Here is a 19,724-nt window from a genome sequence, read left to right on the forward strand (position 1 = left end):
GGAGATTCCATGCGCCCCGTCCAACTGCATACCTTTGCCACCCACGACGACGTCGAGCTGAGCTATCGCCACTGGCCGGCGACTGCGCCTGCCGATGGCCCGCGCCAAGCAGTGCTGCTGTTCCATCGTGGCCACGAACATGGCGGGCGCATGGCTCATCTGGTGGATGAGCTGGAGCTGCCGCACTGCGACTTCTTCGCCTGGGATGCCCGTGGCCACGGGCTGTCGCCCGGTGCACGCGGCGACAGCCCAAGCTTTGCCACCAGCGTGCGCGACGTGCAGACCTTCATCGAGCACATCGGCAGCCAGCACGACATCGCCGAGGAGAATCTGGCCGTCGTGGCGCAAAGCGTCGGTGCGGTGATCATCTCCACCTGGGCTCACGATTACGCGCCCAAGGTGCGCTGCCTGGTGCTCGCCTCGCCGGCGTTCAAGGTCAAGCTCTACGTACCCTTCGCCCACCCCGGTTTGAAGCTGCTGCACGCCTGGCGCGGCAACTTCTTCGTCAACAGCTACGTCAAGGCGCGTTTCCTCAGCCACGATCCCGAGCGTATTGCCTCCTTCGAGAACGACTCGCTGATCGCCCGACCCATTTCGGTGACCATGTTGCTCGGCCTGTACGAGGCAGCTGACCGCATCGTCGCCGACGCCCAGGCGATCCAGGTGCCGACGCAACTGCTGATTTCCGGCGCCGACTTCGTCGTCCACCGCAAGCCACAGGAAGACTTCTTCGAGCGTCTCGGCAGCCTGCGCAAGGAAAAGCACCTGCTGCCGGGCTTCTTCCACGACACTCTCGGCGAACGCGACCGCGCCCATGCCCTGAGCCGCGCGCGGCGCTTTATCCTGCGCAACTTCGAGGAGCCGCTGACACGCCCCTCGCTGCTCGATGCCGACCGCCTGGGCGCCACCTGCGCCGAAGCCGAGGAACTGGCCGCACCGCTGCCGAAAAACTCGCTGCGCGACCTCTACTGGCGTACCACCCGCGCCGGCATGCGCCTGGGCAGCAGCTTGTCGGCCGGGGTGAAGCTTGGCTTCGACACCGGCTTCGACTCCGGCAGCACCCTCGATTACGTCTACCGCAACCAGCCCACTGGCAAAGGCGCGCTGGGCCGCCTGATCGACCAGAACTACCTGGACTCCATAGGCTGGCGCGGCATTCGCCAGCGCAAGCTGCATGCTGAAGAACTACTGCGCCTGGCCATGAGCAAACTGCGCGAGACGAACAGAGCCGTACGCATCGTCGATATCGCCGCCGGCCATGGCCGCTACATCCTCGAATCGCTGGAGGGCCAGGAGCAACGCCCCGACTCGATCCTGCTGCGCGACTACAGCGACATCAACGTGCGCGACGGCAATGCGCTGATCCAGCAGAAGGGCCTTGGCGACATCGCCCGCTTCGTCAAAGGCGACGCATTCGACCGCGAGGATCTCGCCGCGCTCGACCCGAAACCAACCCTGGCGGTGGTCTCCGGCCTGTACGAACTGTTCGGCAGCAACCAGATGGTCGGTGACTCGCTGGCTGGCCTGGCAGCCGCAGTCGAGGAGGGCGGCTATCTGGTCTACACCGGCCAACCCTGGCACCCGCAGCTGGAACTGATCGCCCGCGCCCTGACCAGCCACCGCAATGGTCAGGCCTGGGTCATGCGTCGGCGTAGCCAGGCAGAGATGGATCAGTTGGTGGAAGCCGCTGGTTTTCGCAAGGTGGCGCAGCGCATCGACCAATGGGGCATCTTCAGCGTATCCCTGGCACAACGGGTGAAGTGATGGACAGCGCCCGTGAACAGGGATTGTGGAAGCGCGGCGTACTCTGGCTGCTGTTGCTTGGCCCGCTGTTCTTCGCCAGCTATGGTTTCGCCAACTGGTTTACTGGGCAACGCGATGACGTCGGCAGCCTGGTCTTCGCCTGGGAGCCGCAGATACCGCTCTGGCCCTGGACTATCGTGCCGTACTGGTCGATCGACTTGCTCTATGGTCTGTCCTTCCTGTTACCAGCCTGTCGCCGCGAGATGGATCGCCACGCCCTGCGCCTGCTTGCCGCGCAGGTGATCTGCGTCGCCTGCTTCCTGCTTTGGCCACTGCGCTTCACCTTCGAACGGCCGCCGCTGGACGGCACCTTCGGCCTGATGTTCGACGTGCTGATGGGCTTCGACAAACCCTTCAACCAGGCGCCCTCACTGCATATCACGCTGTTGGTGATCATCTGGGCGATGTTCGCCAATCACACGCGCGGGCTGTTCTGGCGCGGCCTGCTGCACCTGTGGATGGCGCTGATCGGCATCTCGGTGCTGACCACCTGGCAACACCACTTCATCGATGTGCCCACCGGGGCGCTGGCCGGCTTCTTCTGCCTGTGGCTGCTACCGCTACGAGGCGATACGCCGCTGCGACAGATGCGCCTGAGCAGCGATCCACGCCGTTGGCGCCTGGCGCTGCGCTACAGCCTCGGCACGCTGCTGTGCACGGCGCTGGCGGTCAATCTGGGCGGCGCCTGGCTGTGGTTGTTCTGGCCGGCGGTAGCCCTGGCGCTGGTCGCACTCAACTACCTGCTGTTCGGCCCTGGCGGCTTCCAAAAGCAAGCCGACGGTCGTCTCAGTCCGGCCGCCACAGTCTTGCTCGCGCCCTATCTGCTCGGTGCCTGGATCAACTCGCGGCTATGGACGTTTCGCCAGCCAAAGCCCTGCCAAGTGGTGGAGGGCATCCACCTGGGTCGGCTCCCTGCGCCGCAGGATCTCGAGGGGTTTACCGCGCTGATCGACCTCTGCGCCGAACTGCCTCTGCAACGCACGCCACCAGCCTATTGCAGCCTGCCGTCGTTGGATCTGGTCGCGCCGGACGCGCTGACCTGCCAACACGCCGCCGAGGCCATCGAGCGCCTGCGTCATCACGGTCCGCTACTGGTGTGCTGTGCACTCGGTTATTCGCGCAGCGCCACTGCGGTGGCGGCGTGGCTGCTGCATAGCGGTCGCTGCCAGAGCGTGGAAGCGGCCGTGGATTTGATTCGCCAGGCGCGCCCTCAGGTCGTGCTCGGTTCGCAGCATCTGGCCGCCCTGCAAAACATGCTCGATGCACAACCGAGACTGGAGGTCGTTCATGCAGGCTGATCTGCTGCTGGTTGCGTCGCTGTTACGACGTGGCCGCAGCCTCGATCATTTCTCCAGCGCACTTAGCCTGGTCGCGGTGGTCTTCGGCCTAGCGCCATTGCTCGGCGCGCCAGGCAGCCTGACCCTGGCGCCGCTCTGCGCGCTGCTGCTGATCGCGGGCCTGGCCGAAAAATACTGGGCATTACGCGTGGCGCTCGATGCAGAGCTATTCCAGCACCTGGCCGAGTCAGGGGAACAGCTGGAGACACAGACCCAGGCCCTGGATCAGGCGTTGCAACGTCTGGGCCTGCAGTCTGGGGAGCAGGGTGATCGCTCCTGGAGCTCGCGCTGCCAGGGCGCATTGGGCCTGCTGCGCAAACAAGTACTCTGCCTCCTACTGCAGGCCGTGATCGTGCTGCTTGGAATTTTCATAGTTCTCGCTTAAAGGAGTCACCATGCTCGCCGCATTGACCGCTTTCGCCATCACCTCAGCGGCTCGACTGCTGACCGGTGCCCGCGCCTTGTGGCTCGGCAGCACCGCACAGGCCACTCAGCGCCTGTACTACGCCAACCACAGCAGCCATGGCGATTTCGTCCTGCTCTGGGCCTCGCTACCGCCCGAGTTGCGCAAGCGCACCCGGCCGGTGGCCGGGGCTGACTACTGGCAGAAGCCGGGTGTGCGCAGCTTTTTGATCAACCGCGTGTTCAACGGCGTGCTGATCGACCGCGAGCGCAAGGAGGAAGGCGCCAATCCGCTACAACCGATGCTCGACGCGCTGGATAGCGGCGACTCGCTGATCATCTTCCCCGAGGGCACGCGCAATCTCGGCGACGAGCCCTTGCTGCCCTTCAAGAGCGGGCTTTACCACCTCACCCAGGCTCGCCCGGACGTGGAGCTGGTGCCGGTGTGGATCGCCAACCTCAACCGGGTCATGCCAAAGGGCAGGGCGCTGCCGCTGCCACTGCTGTGCACGCTGAGCTTCGGCGCGGCACTGGAGCCCATCGAGGGGGAGGGTAAGGACGCCTTCCTGGAACGCGCGCGTAACGCCCTGCTGGCACTGGCACCCGAGGAGGCCTGAAATGGATCGCAATACTCTGCTGTTATTCGCCGGTATCGGTGCCCTGCTGCTGCTAGCCAGTCTGGTCGGTTTCATCCTCAAGCAGCGCAGTGGCGCCCAACCCAACCCGGTGATCGACAACCTGAATGCACGGATCAACGCCTGGTGGGTGATGGTGCTGGTGATCGGCATCGCCTTCCTGTTCGGCAACAACGGCGTGATCCTGCTGTTCTACTTCGTGTCGTTCTATGCCCTGCGCGAATTCATGACCCTGACGCCGACCCGGCGCAGCGACTACCCGGCGTTGGTAGCGGCCTTCTACTTCGCCCTGCCGATGCAGTACCTGCTGATCGCCCTGGGCTGGTACGGCCTGTTCGCCATCTTCATCCCGGTCTACCTGTTCCTGCTGCTGCCGATCCTCGCCTCGCTGGGCGGTGACACCACCCGCTATCTGGAGCGTGCGGCCAAGGTGCAGTGGGGGTTGATGATCGCGGTGTACTGCATTTCCTCCGTACCGGCGCTGCTGACCCTAAACATCCCCGGCTACGAGGGTCGCAACCTGCTGCTGATCGCCTGGCTGATCATTGTCGTGCAACTCTCCGACGTGCTGCAGTACGTGTGCGGCAAGCTGTTCGGCAAGCACAAGATCGCGCCGAATCTTTCACCCTCGAAGACAGTGGAAGGCTTTGTCGGCGGCGTAGCGCTGGCCACGCTGATCGGCGCCATGCTGTGCTGGATCACGCCATTCGCCTTCTGGCAGGCCGCGCTGTTCGCCCTGCTGGTGTGCATACTCGGCTTCGCCGGCGGTCTGGTGATGTCGGCCATCAAGCGCGATCGCGGTGTGAAGGACTGGGGCCATATGATCGAAGGCCACGGCGGCATGTTGGATCGGCTGGACTCGGTATGCTTCGCCGCGCCGGTGTTCTTCCATATGGTGCGCTACTGGTGGGCCTGATGTAGTTCGTAGGGCGGCGGATTACACTAGAGTCAGAGAACCCTCAGAACAAAAAAGACCGACATGATCGCCCATACCCAGACGCTGTTCGGAGCCGTCGCACTCGTCGCCGTGATCATGGGCAGTTGCTTGATACTGGTCGGTCAATTGCGCCACCGCGATGGCATGCTCACCACCGGTCTGGGCATGCTCTCGCATTCGCTGGCCTATATCGGCTTCACCCTGTTCGGCCAGGCCTCGATGTGGATCACCTACGTACTCGCCAACGTGCTGCTGTCCACGGCGCTGTCGTTCTATACCGTAAGCCTGCCACTGATTCATGGTCGTCGCCCTCCATGGCGACTGGCATTTGCCTTCCCACTGTTGCTCGGCGTGCTTCTCAGCCTGTTGATCGACACCCAGGAGCCACGCCAGTTGGTGGCCTGCGTGCTGCTGTTCACTCAATGCCTGGTGATCCTCCATCTGAGCCGTCTACATACCGTGGCGGGAGGGCGTGCCCATCGTGTACTGATGATCGGCGCGGGCATCAGCCTGTTTGGGTTGGGCATCCGCGTGGTGGTAATTCTCAGCGGCGCACCGACAGAGATGCATTACGACGTCAGCAACCTGAAGCAGACCGTTTCGGTAGCCATTGGCGCCGCCACCATCATCATGCTGTCTTTCGGCCTTGTGCTGCTGTCGCGCGAACGTATCGAGTCGGAGCTACGCCAGACCGCCCTGCGCGACACCCTGACCGGCATACCCAATCGCCTGGCAATACTCGAGCAACTCGCCGATGAGCTCGAACGCGCTCGTCGTCAGCGCCTACCCCTTTCCATCGCCATGCTCGACCTGGATCACTTCAAGCAGATCAACGACAGCCACGGCCACCTGATCGGCGATGCCGTACTCAGGCACTGCGCGGATCACCTGCAGCAGCGTCTACGCCGCAACGACAGCATCGGCCGTTATGGGGGAGAGGAGTTTCTGTTGATTCTGCCTGCCACTGACGCCAGTGGTGCCCTGGAGCTGGTCGATCAGCTCCGGCAGTCGCTCACCCAACACCCGGCTCAGGGAGAAGGCCACGCCATCGCCTTGAGCTTCAGCGCGGGCGTGCACAGCCTGACGCCCTCTGAGCATGATGATGTCACCAGTATGCTGCTCAAGGCCGACAAAGCCCTTTATGCGGCCAAACACGCAGGCCGCAATACGCAGATGCTGGCTGCCACGAGCTGAAACGCGCCCATGAAAAACGGGCCACAAGGGCCCGTTTTTCGACTTGCAGAACGTCTGATCAGAAGTCCAGGTTCGACACCGCCAGGGCGTTGGACTCGATGAAGTCGCGGCGCGGCTCCACGGCGTCGCCCATCAGGGTGTTGAAGATCTGATCCGCTGCGATGGCGTCCTCGATGGTCACCTTGAGCATGCGACGTACTTCCGGATCCATGGTGGTCTCCCACAGCTGATCCGGGTTCATCTCGCCGAGACCTTTGTATCGCTGGATGCTGTGGCGCTTGGTGCTCTCGGTCATCAGCCAGTCCAGCGCTTCCTTGAAGCTGGTAACCGGCTTCTTGCGTTCGCCACGCTGTACGTAGGCGCCTTCTTCCAACAGGTTGTTCAACTGATCGCCAAGCGTAGTGACGGTCTTGTAGTCGTTGCTGGCGAAGAAATCGCGGTTGAACGTGGTGTAGCTGGAGAGACCATGAGACTTGATCTCGACCTCAGGCAGCCACAGGTGACGCTCGCGGTCTTCACGCAGGCTGGCAGTGTAGGTCTGACCAGATTTCTCGACCGCCTTCAGGCGTGCACTGAAACCGACCAGCCAGTTATCCATGAAGGCCTGATCAGCGAGTTGCTCCACGGAAACACGCGGCAGATAGACGAAGTGCTCGGTGATGTCCTTCGGATAGACACGCGACAGTCGATCCAGGGTCTTCATGACACCACGGTATTCGCCCACGAGCTTCTCCAGCGCTCCGCCGGACAGGCCTGGGGCATTCTCGTTGACGTGCAGGCTGGCGTCTTCCAGGGCCGACTGGGTCATGTATTCATCCATGGCCTCGTCATCCTTGATGTACTGCTCCTGCTTGCCTTTCTTGACCTTGTACAGCGGCGGCTGGGCGATGTAGATGTAGCCGCGCTCAACCAGCTCCGGCAACTGACGGAAGAAGAAGGTCAGCAGCAGGGTCCGGATGTGTGAACCGTCGACGTCAGCATCGGTCATGATGATGATGTTGTGGTAACGCAGCTTGTCGATGTTGTATTCCTCACGCCCGATACCGCAACCGAGCGCCGTGATCAGCGTGCCGACTTCCTGAGAGGAAATCATGCGATCAAAACGCGCGCGTTCGACGTTGAGGATCTTGCCCTTGAGCGGCAGGATCGCCTGGGTCTTGCGGTTACGGCCCTGCTTCGCAGAACCGCCCGCGGAGTCACCCTCCACTATGTAGAGTTCGGACAGCGCCGGGTCTTTTTCCTGGCAGTCGGCCAGTTTGCCTGGCAGGCCGGCGATGTCCAGCGCACCCTTGCGGCGAGTCATCTCACGGGCCTTGCGCGCGGCTTCACGGGCACGGGCAGCGTCGATCATCTTGCCGACCACAGCCTTGGCTTCGTTCGGATTTTCCAGCAGGAAGTCGGCGAAGTACTTGCCCATTTCCTGCTCGACCGCAGTCTTCACCTCGCTCGATACCAGTTTGTCCTTGGTCTGCGAGCTGAATTTCGGATCCGGCACCTTGACCGAGATGATCGCGGTCAGACCTTCACGAGCATCATCACCGGTAGTAGCGACCTTGAATTTCTTCGCCAGACCTTCCTGCTCGATGTAGTTGTTCAGGTGCCGGGTAAGGGCAGAGCGGAAGCCTGCCAGGTGGGTACCACCGTCACGCTGAGGAATGTTGTTGGTGAAGCAGAGGATGTTCTCGTTGAAGCTGTCGTTCCACTGCAGAGCCACTTCCACACCGACGCCATCTTCTTCGCGCTGGATGTTGAAGTGGAATACCTGGTTCACCACGGTCTTGTTGGTGTTGAGGAACTCGACGAAAGCCTTCAGGCCGCCTTCGTACTTGAACAGCTCTTCCTTACCAGTACGTTCATCACGCAGCAGGATACCCACACCAGAGTTGAGGAAGGACAGTTCGCGCAGACGCTTGGCCAGGATGTCCCAGCTGAAGTGGATGTTGGCGAAGGTCTCTTCGGACGGTTTGAAGTGGATCTGCGTACCGGTACCGTCGGTATCGCCGACAGCGGCCAAAGGCGCTTGCGGAACACCGTGTACGTAGGTCTGTTCCCAGATCTTGCCACTACGGCGGATGGTCAGCACCAGCTCCTTGGAGAGGGCGTTCACCACCGAGACACCCACGCCGTGCAGGCCGCCGGATACCTTGTAGCTGTTATCGTCGAACTTACCGCCGGCGTGCAGCACGGTCATGATGACCTCGGCTGCCGATACGCCTTCTTCTTTATGCATGTCGACCGGAATGCCGCGGCCGTTGTCACGCACGCTGATCGACTCATCCGGGTGGATGGTGATGGTGATTTCGCTGCAGTAGCCTGCCAGTGCTTCGTCGATCGAGTTGTCGACCACCTCGAACACCATGTGGTGCAGACCGCTACCATCATCGGTGTCGCCGATGTACATACCGGGACGTTTGCGTACGGCATCCAGGCCTTTCAGTACCTTGATACTGGAAGAGTCGTACGTTTGGTTCTCGCTCATGCCTTCACTCCCGATGGTCTTGGGTCTGGGTGATACGGCCATGTTCCACGTGGAACATGGCAACCGGCGTATCCGTCTGCCAGCCTTCCCTCAACAATTCATGATCCACACAGGTGATAAACACCTGGCAGTGCAAATCTTCCAGCAACCGGCACAAAGCCTGACGATGCTGCTCATCCAGTTCCGACGGTAGGTCGTCCACCAGATAGATACATTGGCCTCGCTTGGCTTCGTTGACCAAGTGGCCCTGGGCGATGCGCAATGCACACACCACGAGTTTCTGCTGTCCCCGCGACAGGATCTCTGCCGCGTTGTGTCCCGCAAGACGTAACCGTAGATCGGCGCGCTGTGGGCCAGCCTGGGTATGCCCGAGCTGCTGGTCGCGGAGAAGGGAAGAAGCGAGCACTTCGCTCAACTCACGATCCTTGTCCCAACCGCGGTAATAACTCAGGGTCAGTCCATCCAGCTGCAAGAGCTCGCCGAGCGTGCGTTCGAACACCGGTTTGAGTGCCTGTATATAGGCCCTGCGATAGGTGTCGATTTCCTCGCTCGCACTGCACAACTCGCGATCCCACGCGGCTTGCGAAGCACCGTCAAGTGTACCATGGCGCAGCCACGAGTTCCGCTGCCGCAGGGCTTTCTGCAAGCGCTGCCAGGCACCTAGAAAGCGATGTTCCACGTGGAACACGCCCCAATCGAGAAACTGTCGACGAATCTTCGGCGCACCTTCCAGCAAACGAAAACTGTCCGGGTTGATCAGTTGCAGTGGCAACAGATCAGCCAGCTGGGCAGCGCTACGAGCGTTCTGTCCGTCGATGCGAATCTGCAACTCACCCTGGCGATCGCGGGAAATTCCCAGATTGCTCGAGCCGCCTTCAGCCAACTGAACCTGACCAAAAATGGTACAGGCAGGCTGCTCGTAATGAATGACAGGCTGCAAGCGGGTGCTGCGGAAGGAACGGGCCAAGCCTAGAAGATGGACTGCCTCGAGCAAGCTGGTCTTGCCGCTGCCATTGGCGCCGTAAAGGATGTTGATGCGGGAGGAGGGGGAGAGGGTCACCGGGTGCAGGTTGCGCACCGCGGTGACCGTTACGCGGGTCAGCGACATCTAGCAGGTTCGATCACAGGCGCATCGGCATGACGACGTATGCGGAATCGTCGTTGTCGGATTCCTGCAGCAGAGCACTGCTGTTCGAGTCGGAGAGAATCAGGCGTACCTGCTCGGTGCCCATCACACCCAGCACGTCGAGCAGATAACTGACGTTAAAACCGATCTCCAGGCCGCCGCCGTTGTAGTCGACGACGATTTCTTCCTCGGCCTCTTCCTGCTCCGGGTTGTTAGCCTGAATTTTCAGCAGACCGGCAGCCAGGGTCAGACGAATACCGCGGTATTTCTCGTTGGAAAGAATTGCGGTACGGCTGAAGGCTTCACGCAGGCCCTGACGGTCAGCCAGTACCAGCTTGTCACCGCCACGTGGCAACACGCGCTCGTAGTCAGGGAACTTGCCGTCGACCAGTTTGGAGGTGAAGGTGAACTCACCGGTGTTGGCACGGATATGGTGTTGGCCCAGCACGATAGCGACTTCGGCATCCTGCTCGGTGAGCAAACGAGCCAGTTCGAGAATACCCTTGCGCGGTACGATGACCTGATGCTTGCCATCCTGCTGGATGGTCGCGTCCATCGAGCACATCGCCAGACGATGGCCATCGGTAGCAACGGCACGCAACAAGCCGGTTTGGACTTCCAACAGCATGCCGTTGAGGTAATAGCGGACATCCTGCTGCGCCATGGCAAAACTGGTGCGCTCGATCAGACGACGCAGCTTGGCCTGCGGCAGATTGAACGTCAGCGAGCCTGGGCCTTCCTCGACGGTCGGGAAATCATTGGCCGGCAGGGTCGACAAGGTAAAACGACTGCGACCGGCCTTGACCAGCAGCTTCTGGTCATCGACACGAATGTCGATCAGCGCATCAGATGGCAGGCTCTTGCAGATGTCCATCAGCTTGCGTGCCGGCACGGTGATCTCGCCTGGTTCGGCGGCATCTTCCAGAGTGACACGGCCAACCAGTTCGACCTCCAGGTCGGTACCGGTAAGCGACAGCTGCTGGCCTTCGACGACCAGCAGGACGTTGGACAATACCGGCAGCGTCTGGCGTCGTTCCACGACACCGGCGACCAGTTGCAGGGGTTTCAACAGGGCTTCGCGTTGAATGGTGAAATGCATGGTCTAGTCCCTTGCCTCGTGGAGCTGCATTGAATGGATCAGGTAGTGAGTGTACGCAGCAGGTTCTTGTAATCCTCGCGGATGTCCGCGTCGGATCCCCTAAGTTCAGCAATCTTACGACATGCGTGCAACACCGTGGTGTGATCACGACCGCCGAAGGCCACACCGATTTCCGGCAGGCTGTGATTGGTCAATTCCTTCGACAACGCCATGGCCACCTGACGTGGCCGCGCGATGGAGCGCGAACGCCGCTTGGAAAGCAGATCGGTGATCTTGATCTTGTAGTACTCGGCGGTGGTGCGCTGAATATTATCGATGCTGACCAGCTTGTCCTGCAGGGCCAGCAGATCCTTGAGCGACTCACGAATCAGCTCGATGGTGATGTCGCGCCCCATGAAGTGCGAGTGAGCGATCACGCGTTTCAGCGCACCTTCCAGCTCACGCACGTTGGAGCGAATGCGCTGAGCGATGAAGAACGCGGCATCGTGCGGCAGGTCGACCTTGGCCTGATCGGCCTTCTTCATCAGGATCGCTACGCGGGTTTCCAACTCGGGCGGCTCGACCGCCACGGTCAGACCCCAGCCGAAACGCGACTTCAGGCGCTCCTCCAGTCCTTCGATTTCCTTCGGATAGCGGTCGCTGGTGAGAATCACCTGCTGGCCACCCTCGAGCAGCGCGTTGAAGGTATGGAAGAACTCTTCCTGGGAACGCTCCTTCTTGGCGAAGAACTGGATATCGTCGATTAGCAGCGCATCTACCGAGCGGTAGAAACGCTTGAATTCGTTGATGGCGTTGAGCTGCAGCGCCTTGACCATATCGGCAACGAAACGCTCGGAATGCAGATAAACCACCTTGGCGTTCGGATTCTTCGCCAGCAGGTGGTTACCCACCGCGTGCATCAAGTGGGTCTTGCCCAAGCCGACGCCACCGTACAGGAACAACGGGTTGTAACCGTGCTTGGGGTTGTCTGCCACCTGCCAGGCTGCTGCGCGGGCCAACTGGTTCGACTTGCCCTCGACGAAGTTGTCAAAGGTAAAGGTACGGTTGAGGTAGCTGGTGTGCTTGAGGCCACCTTCAACCTGCACGGTGCGCTCAGTACGAGGCGCAACCGCAGGTGTGGGTGGTTGCGGCGCAGAACCGGCCATGGAATCGAAGCTGGCACGTGACGGCTCTTCCTGCACAGGAGGTGGCACGGGCTTGGTCGCTGCGAGACTTTGTTGTGGCTGTTGCTGAGCGGCTCGCGCTGCAGCCGACAACGGCGCCGTCGGGGCGACACGTGCAGCAGCGGTGCGCTTGCTCCCTATTAATAAGGAAAGCGCCGGCACCAGACCTCCCGCTCTCTCGGCAAGCAACTCGAGCAGACGACTGAGGTATTTCTCATTGACCCAGTCGAGAACGAAACGATTGGGTGCGTAGACACGCAGCTCGTCGCCTTCGGCTTCGACCTGCAGAGGACGGATCCAGGTGTTGAATTGCTGAGCGGGCAATTCGTCGCGCAAAAGCTCGACGCACTGCTGCCATAGTTCCACTGACACTGACTATCCCCTATCCAGGCGGCGATGCAAAAACAGCCGCCATTGTACCGGCCAACGACCTAGTTATCCACATGGTCGCAAGTAGATGGCCAAGTAAAATCAAAGCCTTATTAACATTCATCAGGCTTATCAGAGGCTACATAAGCATTGTGGATAAGCACCCGAAAAGTCTTTGCACAAGCCTGTGGAAATGCAGAAGAGAAACGAGGTTGTGGGTAAACCCGCATTCCATCCCCAGTCAATACGCAGCATACGCACAGCAGATGCAGCTCTTTTGGACAGCGTTATCATTGCCTCGAGAGCAACGCTTGCAGGCGCTTCAAGAGGTTTTCCACAAGCCTGAGCAATGCTAATCATCATAAACATAGAAAAAGAGCTTTAAACCTTTCCTTCTTTCTATCTCTATATGGCGAATAAGGCTGGTTGGAAATTGACCTACCGCGCGGCTTTCTCTAGAATTGCCGGTCTCTTTAAACCAGGGTCATTCCGACCCTAGTCGATCACCCAGGTAACGCACCATGAAACGCACTTTCCAACCCAGCACCATCAAGCGCGCTCGCACCCACGGTTTCCGTGCCCGCATGGCCACCAAGAACGGTCGTGCCGTCCTGTCGCGTCGTCGCGCCAAGGGCCGCAAGCGTCTGACTGTCTAATTCATCCAGACAGGTGGTGAGTCGAGGCTTCGGCCGGGAAAAGCGACTGCTGACTCCCCGGCAATTCAAGGCAGTCTTCGACTCCCCAAGCGGTAAAGCTCCGGGCAAAAGTGTCCTGTTGCTAGCGCGCGATAACCAGCTTGATCATCCCCGCCTTGGTCTGGTGATCGGCAAAAAGAGCGTCAAGCTCGCCGTCGAGCGCAACCGCATCAAGCGTCAAATCCGCGAATCCTTCCGTCTCAACCAGGACAACCTGGTGGGTTGGGATATCGTGGTGGTCGCCCGCAAAGGGCTAGGCGATCTGGAGAATGTCGAACTTGCCCAGCAATTCGGCAAACTCTGGAAACGCTTGGCCCGTAGCCGGCCCAACAGGGACGCAGATTTATCCTCCGGGACAAGCGACAATCCCCATGCGTAAAGCGGCCTTAGCCTGTATCCAGGTGTATCGCTACGCCATCAGCCCGCTGATGGCCAGCCATTGTCGCTTCTATCCCAGCTGTTCCTGCTATGCATACGAAGCCATTGAGCAACATGGCTTCCTGCGTGGTGGCTGGCTGGCAGCTCGCCGTCTCGGTCGCTGCCATCCATGGAATGCCGGCGGTTTCGATCCGGTTCCACCCGCAAAAACATCCCGTTCCCCTTCGATGGCCGAATAATCATGGATATCCAACGTTCGATCCTGATCGTCGCCCTGGCAGTCGTGTCCTACCTCATGGTCCTGCAATGGAACGAGGATTATGGTCAGGCTGCCCTGCCGGCCGAGGTACGTTCCTCGACCGCCGCGACGCCCGCCTTGCCGGATACCCCGGTGGCAAACTCCAGTGGCGCTACCGACGACATCCCCACTGCCGTGGCTGAGCCCAGTGCAGCAGCCGTCGCCCCCACCGCGGTGGCCAGCGACGAGCTGATCCGCGTGAAAACCGACGTACTGGATCTGGCCATCGATCCGCGTGGTGGTGACATCGTGCAACTGCGTCTGCCGCAGTATCCGCGTCGCCAGGATCGCCCGGATGTACCGTTCCAGCTGTTCGACAATGGCAACGAGCGCACCTATCTGGCTCAGAGCGGCCTGATTGGCCAGAACGCTCCTGACAGCTCGGGTGGCCGCGCCCTGTGGACGAGTGAAAAGACCAGCTACGAGCTGGCCGAAGACCAGGACAGCCTGGTAGTAGACCTCACCTACAGCAACAACGGGGTCAACTACATCAAGCGCTACAGCTTCAAGCGCGGCCTCAACCCACAGTGTTCCGCGCGCGAGCAACAGCAGAAGAAAACTGGCTGCATCGATCCCGCTTCCTATCAGGTCGATATCCGCTACCTGATCGACAACCAGAGCGAGCAGGCCTGGAGCGGTAATCTGTTTGCCCAGCTCAAGCGCGACAACAGTGGCGATCCGTCGTCCACTACCGCCACCGGCACCGCTACCTATCTGGGTGCTGCGCTGTGGACTGCTGACAATCCCTACAAGCGTATCTCCATGAAGGACATCGACAAGCAGTCCTTCAAGGAAACCGTACAGGGTGGCTGGGTTGCCTGGCTGCAGCATTACTTCGTCACCGCTTGGGTACCATCCAAGGACAGCACCAACCTGGTACAGACCCGCAAGGATAGCCAGGGCAACTACATCGTCGGTTTCACTGGCCCGTCCGTGCAGGTTGCTGCTGGTGCTCAGGGAGAAACGTCCGCCATTCTCTATGCCGGCCCCAAACTGCAGGAATACCTCGGCACCTTGTCGCCGGGCCTGGAGCTGACTGTCGACTACGGCTTCCTGTGGTTCCTCGCCCAGCCGATCTTCTGGCTGCTGGAAGTGATCCACGGCCTGCTGGGTAACTGGGGTTGGTCGATCATCGTTCTGACCATCATCATCAAGCTGATCTTCTTCCCGCTCTCGGCTGCCAGCTACAAGTCGATGGCGCGCATGCGTGCCGTATCGCCAAAGCTGCAGGCTCTGAAAGAGCAGTTCGGTGACGATCGCCAGAAGATGTCCCAGGCGATGATGGAGCTGTACAAGAAAGAGAAGATCAACCCGCTGGGCGGCTGCCTGCCGATCCTGGTACAGATGCCGGTATTCCTCGCCCTGTACTGGGTACTGCTGGAATCCGTGGAAATGCGTCAGGCTCCATGGCTGCTGTGGATCACCGACCTGTCGATCAAGGATCCGTTCTTCATCCTGCCGATCATCATGGGCGCGACCATGTTCATCCAGCAGCAGCTCAACCCGACGCCGCCGGATCCCATGCAGGCGCGCGTGCTGAAGCTGATGCCGATCATCTTCACCTTCTTCTTCCTGTGGTTCCCTGCAGGTCTGGTGCTGTACTGGGTGGTCAACAACATCCTGTCCATCGCCCAGCAGTGGTACATTACCCGCAAGATCGAAGCCGCTACGAAGTCCGCCAGCGCCTGATTGGCCAAGGCTTCCCAGCTTCAAGCAGACGCCCCATGATTGGGGCGTTTTGCTATCTGCAAGAACAGATTCAAACACCAGAGAGTAGATCGCCATGCACATCGCCCGGGACACCATCGCCGCCGTCGCCACCGCTCAAGGACGTGGCGGCGTGGGCATCGTACGGGTTTCCGGGCCACTGGCCGGGCAATTGGCCAAGGCCATCTGCAAGCGTGAACTGAAACCACGCTTCGCTCATCACGGCGCCTTTCATGACGAACAGGGCTTGTCGCTGGACGAAGGCCTGGCCATCTACTTTCCAGGGCCGAACTCCTTCACCGGCGAGGACGTGCTGGAGCTGCAGGGCCATGGTGGCCCCGTGGTGCTCGATCTATTGCTACGCCGTTGCCTGCAGCTCGGCGCTCGCCTGGCTCGCCCTGGCGAGTTCAGCGAGCGCGCATTCCTCAACGACAAACTCGACCTGGCCCAGGCCGAAGCCATCGCCGATCTGATTGAGGCCAGCTCTGAGCAGGCGGCACGCAATGCCCTGCGTTCGCTGCAAGGGGAATTCTCCAAGCGAGTTCACGTCCTGACGGAGTCGCTGATCCAACTGCGCATCTATGTCGAAGCGGCAATCGATTTCCCGGAAGAGGAGATCGACTTCTTGGCCGATGGCCATGTCCTCAGCCAACTCGACGGTGTGCGGGATAACTTATCCACAGTGCTGCGCGAAGCCGGCCAGGGTGCCTTGTTGCGCGACGGCATGACAGTGGTGATCGCCGGCCGGCCGAATGCCGGCAAATCCAGCCTGCTCAACGCCCTAGCTGGACGCGAGGCGGCTATCGTCACCGAGATCGCTGGCACCACCCGTGATGTCCTGCGCGAACATATCCACATCGACGGCATGCCGCTGCACGTGGTGGACACCGCCGGCCTGCGCGACACCGATGACCACGTGGAAAAGATCGGTGTAGAGCGTGCGCTCAAGGCCATCGGCGAGGCCGATCGCGTGTTGCTGGTGGTCGACTCGACCGCACCAGAGGCCAGCGATCCCTTCGCATTGTGGCCGGAATTCCTCGATCAGCGCCCCGATCCGGCGCACGTCACCCTGATTCGCAACAAGGCTGATCTCTCAGGCGAATCCGTGGCCATGGAAACCAGCGCTGATGGCCATGTCACCCTCAGCCTGTCGGCTAAATCCGCAGCCGGCCTGGATCTGCTCCGCGACCACCTGAAAGCCTGCATGGGTTATCAACAGACCGCCGAAAGCGGCTTCAGCGCACGCCGCCGCCACCTCGAAGCGCTGCTGCAGGCCCAGCAACACCTCGAACATGGCCGCGCGCAGCTAACCCTGATGGGCGCCGGCGAATTGCTCGCCGAAGACCTGCGCCATGCCCAGCAGGCGCTGGGAGAAATCACCGGAGCCTTCAGCTCGGATGATCTACTGGGGCGGATCTTCTCCAGCTTCTGCATCGGTAAATAGTCGCGCATATCGGTGAATCAGGCGAAGCCATGTTGCCTGGAACGAGCAACAACCAGCAGCGTTGCCAGCAGCAAGAGCAGTAGAACGGGCGAAAAGGCGCCAACACCCAGGCGCTCGAGCAGAACCCCACCGAGGATACCGCCACCGGCGATCGCCATGTTCCAGGCGGTCACCAGCATGGCCTGCGCGACATCTGCCGAGTCGCCTGCACTCTTGGCCAGAGCGGTCTGGAACAGCGTGGGCACGCCGCCGAAAGCCAGACCCCAGATGCCGATGGCGAGATAGATAACCGCCGGGCTCTGGCTTCCAATCGCCAATGCGATGGATGCAAGGCCGAACAACCCGGTGCACGCCAACGTCATTCGTCGCAGGTGACGGTCGATCAGCACCCCAACGATCCAGATGCCCAGCAGCGATGACAGACCGAACACCAGCAGGATCAGATCGATACGTTCGAGCATTCCGATGGCCGCGAGAAACGGCGCGATATAGGTGTAGAGAATGTTGTGGGCGAGCACGAAGGCCAGCACCACGAAAAGCACCGGGCGAATGCCGGGCAATCGATATACCTCGCCAAGTTCCAGCCGAGTGCCCCGGGCCTGTCCGGGAAAATCCGGAACCCGCCAGCTCACCCAGATAATCAGCAGCACCGCCAGTGCACTCATGATGCCGAAACAGGCACGCCAGCCCACCAGCATCCCGAGCCATGTACCGGCCGGTATGCCAAGCGACAACGCCAAAGGTGAGCCGACCATCGCCACCGCGATGGCTCTGCCCTTCAGATGCTGCGGAACCATGCGTGCCGCATAACCGGCTACCAACGCCCACAGGAGCCCCGCCGAAACGCCAGCGAGAAAGCGCGCTACCAGTGTGAGCGAGAAGCTTGTGGATAACGCCGTGACCGTATTGGCGAGCGCGAAGCCAGCGATAGCCGTCAATAGCAATGGCCTGCGGCGCACACCCTGGGTCAGCATGATCAGGGGAATCGCCGCCAGCAGCGAGCCCAGGGCATAGACGGTAACGGTCTGACCAATCCATGCCTCGGAAACCGACAGGCTGGCCGCCATCTGCGGCAACAACCCTGCTGGCAGCGCCTCGGTAAGAATGGTCACGAATCCGCCCATCGCCAGGGCCAACAATGCCCCCAATGGCAAGCGCTGCATGGCTGTCATTGGAACAGCTCCGTTGCATCCTGTGGATAACTACCTGAGTGGTCAAGAAGACCGAGTGTCAGGCTGGTCATGGGAAGGAGCCAGGATGCCTGGTATGTCGGGCAAGAAGTCGAAATCACAGCGAATCACCTTGTTCATCGATAACCGCTGCGACGATAAGAATTCGCGGATTAGAGAAAAAGTGGGATAGATTTCCGATCTGTACGGAAATAAAAGTCCGCAATAGAGGTAAATGATGGACAGCCTGAATGGCTTCACGGTGTTCGTGCAGGTCGCTGAAACCCGCAGCTTCGTGGCGGCCGGTCGGTTGCTCGGGGTATCGGCCTCGGCAGTCGGCAAGAGCGTGGCCAGGCTCGAGGAAAAGCTTGGCGTGCGCCTGTTCCACCGCAGTACGCGCAGCGTCACTCTGACTGCGGAAGGCACGCTTTTCCTGGAGCGAAGCCGACGTATCCTGGCTGAAATAGAAGCAGCCGAGCTGGAGCTTTCGCAGGCTTCCAGCGCACCTCGCGGCCGTCTGCGGGTCAGCCTGCCACTGGTCAGCTCTCTGGTTCTGCCAGTGCTCGGCGAGTTTATGGCCGCCTATCCGGACATTGAGCTGGATCTGGACTTCAGCGATCGCCTGGTCGATGTCATCGAGGAAGGTTTCGATGCCGTGGTTCGTACCGGTGAACCGAGCGACTCTCGACTCTCAGCTCGTCGATTGGGCACTTTCGAGCTGATGCTGGTTGCCTCGCCGGAGTATCTGGAACGGTGTGGCACACCCGAGGTGCCAGCCGATCTGCGGCAACACGCCTGCCTGCACTACCGACTTCCACACAGCGGCAAACTGGAAACCTGGCCGCTACAGCTGAGCGCTGATGAGCCCGAGGTTCAGCTTCCAACATCAATGATCTGCAACAACATCGAGACGCGGGTCTGTTTCACCCGCCAAGGGCGTGGAATTGCCTGTCTGCCGGACTTCTCGGTCAATGCCTATCTGGCCAGTGGCGAGCTCTGCCGCGTACTGCCCGCTCACGCTCAGCGCAGCAATGTATTCAATATCCTCTGGCCTGCGAGCAAGCATCCATCGCCCAAGATACGTGCACTGGTCGATTTCCTCAGCGCCAGGGTGTTCGCCAGCAACAACTGAAGCGCTGGATTAGCTCTTTCCATCGATCATCCACAGGCTGAATCAGATCAAATAAAACCTGTGGAAAACAGCCCCTGAGCCCAGTCCATAAGCCTCTGATAAAGCTGGGTGTAAATCCCCCTGTGTATAAGACCTCATTCCATGCACAGGGGGTCAGCAGCTTTCCCAGCGGTTCCGGGCAGGAATGGCACAGGCTTATGCTGAGCTGAATACCTTGTGCTCAAAGGGCTGTAGAACCTTATCCACAGAAACCCTGCTCTCCATACATAAACATAAAGAACAAGCTTTATAAAAATTCTCTCTTCTTATTCTTTATAAGCTCACAAACCAAACACGGGTGAACAGCTCAGGCAAAAG

The 19,724-nt window shown here is 60.4% G+C and carries 17 protein-coding genes; 12 read left to right on the forward strand and 5 right to left on the reverse strand.

Translation table 11 applies throughout. From position 1 onward, the window contains the following. Positions 1-9 precede the first annotated feature (9 nt). The 6 genes from C7A17_RS10285 (at position 10) to C7A17_RS10310 (ending at position 6,308) form a co-directional block, all read left to right on the forward strand. Positions 10-1,764, forward strand: a complete 1,755-nt coding sequence (locus C7A17_RS10285) for a bifunctional alpha/beta hydrolase/class I SAM-dependent methyltransferase (protein WP_106737939.1) — start codon at positions 10-12, stop codon at positions 1,762-1,764. Next, positions 1,764-3,101, forward strand: a complete 1,338-nt coding sequence (locus C7A17_RS10290; protein WP_199796414.1) for a phosphatase PAP2/dual specificity phosphatase family protein — start codon at positions 1,764-1,766, stop codon at positions 3,099-3,101. The genes C7A17_RS10285 and C7A17_RS10290 overlap by 1 nt, the downstream gene beginning before the upstream one ends. Further along, complete coding sequence (locus tag C7A17_RS10295; protein WP_106737940.1) at positions 3,091-3,525, forward strand: hypothetical protein; 435 nt, start codon at positions 3,091-3,093, stop codon at positions 3,523-3,525. Before C7A17_RS10290 ends, C7A17_RS10295 begins: the two co-directional genes overlap by 11 nt. A gap of 10 nt (positions 3,526-3,535) precedes the next feature. Further along, entirely contained in the window at positions 3,536-4,159 is a 624-nt protein-coding gene (locus C7A17_RS10300; protein WP_106737941.1) for a lysophospholipid acyltransferase family protein, read from the forward strand. Between the two features lies 1 nt (position 4,160). Then, positions 4,161-5,093 (forward strand): phosphatidate cytidylyltransferase, encoded by a 933-nt coding sequence (locus C7A17_RS10305; protein ID WP_106737942.1) that lies wholly within the window; start codon positions 4,161-4,163, stop codon positions 5,091-5,093. A 63-nt stretch (positions 5,094-5,156) separates the two neighbouring features. Further along, positions 5,157-6,308, forward strand: coding sequence for a GGDEF domain-containing protein (locus C7A17_RS10310; protein WP_106737943.1), 1,152 nt, complete (start codon positions 5,157-5,159; stop codon positions 6,306-6,308). A 58-nt stretch (positions 6,309-6,366) separates the two neighbouring features. Here C7A17_RS10310 and gyrB read toward each other — a convergent pair whose 3' ends face one another. Genes gyrB through dnaA form a run of 4 tightly spaced genes read right to left on the reverse strand, consistent with a single transcriptional unit; the run spans position 6,367 to position 12,547 of the window. Then, positions 6,367-8,787 carry a DNA topoisomerase (ATP-hydrolyzing) subunit B gene (gyrB, locus tag C7A17_RS10315; RefSeq protein WP_106737944.1) on the reverse strand — a complete coding sequence of 807 codons (2,421 nt, stop codon included), beginning with the start codon at positions 8,785-8,787 and terminating at the stop codon, positions 6,367-6,369. A 4-nt stretch (positions 8,788-8,791) separates the two neighbouring features. Continuing rightward, positions 8,792-9,895, reverse strand: coding sequence for a DNA replication/repair protein RecF (recF, locus tag C7A17_RS10320; RefSeq protein WP_106737945.1), 1,104 nt, complete (start codon positions 9,893-9,895; stop codon positions 8,792-8,794). Between the two features lie 13 nt (positions 9,896-9,908). Next, positions 9,909-11,012 (reverse strand): DNA polymerase III subunit beta, encoded by a 1,104-nt coding sequence (gene dnaN / locus C7A17_RS10325; RefSeq protein ID WP_106737946.1) that lies wholly within the window; start codon positions 11,010-11,012, stop codon positions 9,909-9,911. Positions 11,013-11,050: 38 nt separating this feature from the next. Continuing rightward, positions 11,051-12,547, reverse strand: coding sequence for a chromosomal replication initiator protein DnaA (gene dnaA / locus C7A17_RS10330; protein WP_106737947.1), 1,497 nt, complete (start codon positions 12,545-12,547; stop codon positions 11,051-11,053). A gap of 518 nt (positions 12,548-13,065) precedes the next feature. Here dnaA and rpmH point away from each other — a divergent pair. From rpmH to mnmE, 5 genes are all read left to right on the forward strand, one after another. Next, the gene (gene rpmH / locus C7A17_RS10335; RefSeq protein WP_003246698.1) at positions 13,066-13,200 is read left to right on the forward strand and encodes a 50S ribosomal protein L34; all 135 of its coding nucleotides are present in this window, start codon (positions 13,066-13,068) and stop codon (positions 13,198-13,200) included. Between the two features lie 13 nt (positions 13,201-13,213). Then, positions 13,214-13,618, forward strand: coding sequence for a ribonuclease P protein component (gene rnpA / locus C7A17_RS10340; protein ID WP_199796415.1), 405 nt, complete (start codon positions 13,214-13,216; stop codon positions 13,616-13,618). Continuing rightward, entirely contained in the window at positions 13,611-13,856 is a 246-nt protein-coding gene (gene yidD / locus C7A17_RS10345) for a membrane protein insertion efficiency factor YidD (RefSeq protein ID WP_106737949.1), read from the forward strand. The genes rnpA and yidD overlap by 8 nt, the downstream gene beginning before the upstream one ends. A gap of 2 nt (positions 13,857-13,858) precedes the next feature. Then, the gene (yidC, locus tag C7A17_RS10350; RefSeq protein WP_106737950.1) at positions 13,859-15,604 is read left to right on the forward strand and encodes a membrane protein insertase YidC; all 1,746 of its coding nucleotides are present in this window, start codon (positions 13,859-13,861) and stop codon (positions 15,602-15,604) included. A gap of 94 nt (positions 15,605-15,698) precedes the next feature. After that, positions 15,699-17,066: a tRNA uridine-5-carboxymethylaminomethyl(34) synthesis GTPase MnmE gene (gene mnmE / locus C7A17_RS10355; protein WP_106737951.1), complete on the forward strand. Its 1,368-nt coding sequence runs from the start codon at positions 15,699-15,701 to the stop codon at positions 17,064-17,066. A 17-nt stretch (positions 17,067-17,083) separates the two neighbouring features. Here the strand turns inward: mnmE and C7A17_RS10360 are convergent, their stop codons facing one another. Continuing rightward, complete coding sequence (locus C7A17_RS10360; RefSeq protein WP_106737952.1) at positions 17,084-18,238, reverse strand: MFS transporter; 1,155 nt, start codon at positions 18,236-18,238, stop codon at positions 17,084-17,086. Between the two features lie 235 nt (positions 18,239-18,473). Here C7A17_RS10360 and C7A17_RS10365 point away from each other — a divergent pair, with 235 nt between their 5' ends. Beyond that, positions 18,474-19,367, forward strand: coding sequence for a LysR family transcriptional regulator (locus C7A17_RS10365; RefSeq protein WP_106737953.1), 894 nt, complete (start codon positions 18,474-18,476; stop codon positions 19,365-19,367). Positions 19,368-19,724: the final 357 nt, after the last annotated feature.

The sequence above is a fragment of the Pseudomonas mendocina genome (genome assembly GCF_003008615.1).
Classification (GTDB): Bacteria; Pseudomonadota; Gammaproteobacteria; order Pseudomonadales; family Pseudomonadaceae; genus Aquipseudomonas; species Aquipseudomonas mendocina_C.

Excerpts from the sequence above, each read along its gene's own strand:
- C7A17_RS10285 (WP_106737939.1), top strand. The coding sequence starts at position 10 with ATGCGCCCCGTCCAACTGCATACCTTTGCCACCCACGACGACGTCGAG.
- C7A17_RS10290 (WP_199796414.1), top strand. The coding sequence starts at position 1,764 with ATGGACAGCGCCCGTGAACAGGGATTGTGGAAGCGCGGCGTACTCTGG.
- C7A17_RS10295 (WP_106737940.1), top strand. The coding sequence starts at position 3,091 with ATGCAGGCTGATCTGCTGCTGGTTGCGTCGCTGTTACGACGTGGCCGC.
- C7A17_RS10300 (WP_106737941.1), top strand. The coding sequence starts at position 3,536 with ATGCTCGCCGCATTGACCGCTTTCGCCATCACCTCAGCGGCTCGACTG.
- C7A17_RS10305 (WP_106737942.1), top strand. The coding sequence starts at position 4,161 with ATGGATCGCAATACTCTGCTGTTATTCGCCGGTATCGGTGCCCTGCTG.
- C7A17_RS10310 (WP_106737943.1), top strand. The coding sequence starts at position 5,157 with ATGATCGCCCATACCCAGACGCTGTTCGGAGCCGTCGCACTCGTCGCC.
- gyrB (WP_106737944.1), bottom strand. The coding sequence starts at position 8,787 with ATGAGCGAGAACCAAACGTACGACTCTTCCAGTATCAAGGTACTGAAA.
- recF (WP_106737945.1), bottom strand. The coding sequence starts at position 9,895 with ATGTCGCTGACCCGCGTAACGGTCACCGCGGTGCGCAACCTGCACCCG.
- dnaN (WP_106737946.1), bottom strand. The coding sequence starts at position 11,012 with ATGCATTTCACCATTCAACGCGAAGCCCTGTTGAAACCCCTGCAACTG.
- rpmH (WP_003246698.1), top strand. The coding sequence starts at position 13,066 with ATGAAACGCACTTTCCAACCCAGCACCATCAAGCGCGCTCGCACCCAC.
- yidD (WP_106737949.1), top strand. The coding sequence starts at position 13,611 with ATGCGTAAAGCGGCCTTAGCCTGTATCCAGGTGTATCGCTACGCCATC.
- yidC (WP_106737950.1), top strand. The coding sequence starts at position 13,859 with ATGGATATCCAACGTTCGATCCTGATCGTCGCCCTGGCAGTCGTGTCC.
- mnmE (WP_106737951.1), top strand. The coding sequence starts at position 15,699 with ATGCACATCGCCCGGGACACCATCGCCGCCGTCGCCACCGCTCAAGGA.
- C7A17_RS10360 (WP_106737952.1), bottom strand. The coding sequence starts at position 18,238 with ATGACAGCCATGCAGCGCTTGCCATTGGGGGCATTGTTGGCCCTGGCG.
- C7A17_RS10365 (WP_106737953.1), top strand. The coding sequence starts at position 18,474 with ATGGACAGCCTGAATGGCTTCACGGTGTTCGTGCAGGTCGCTGAAACC.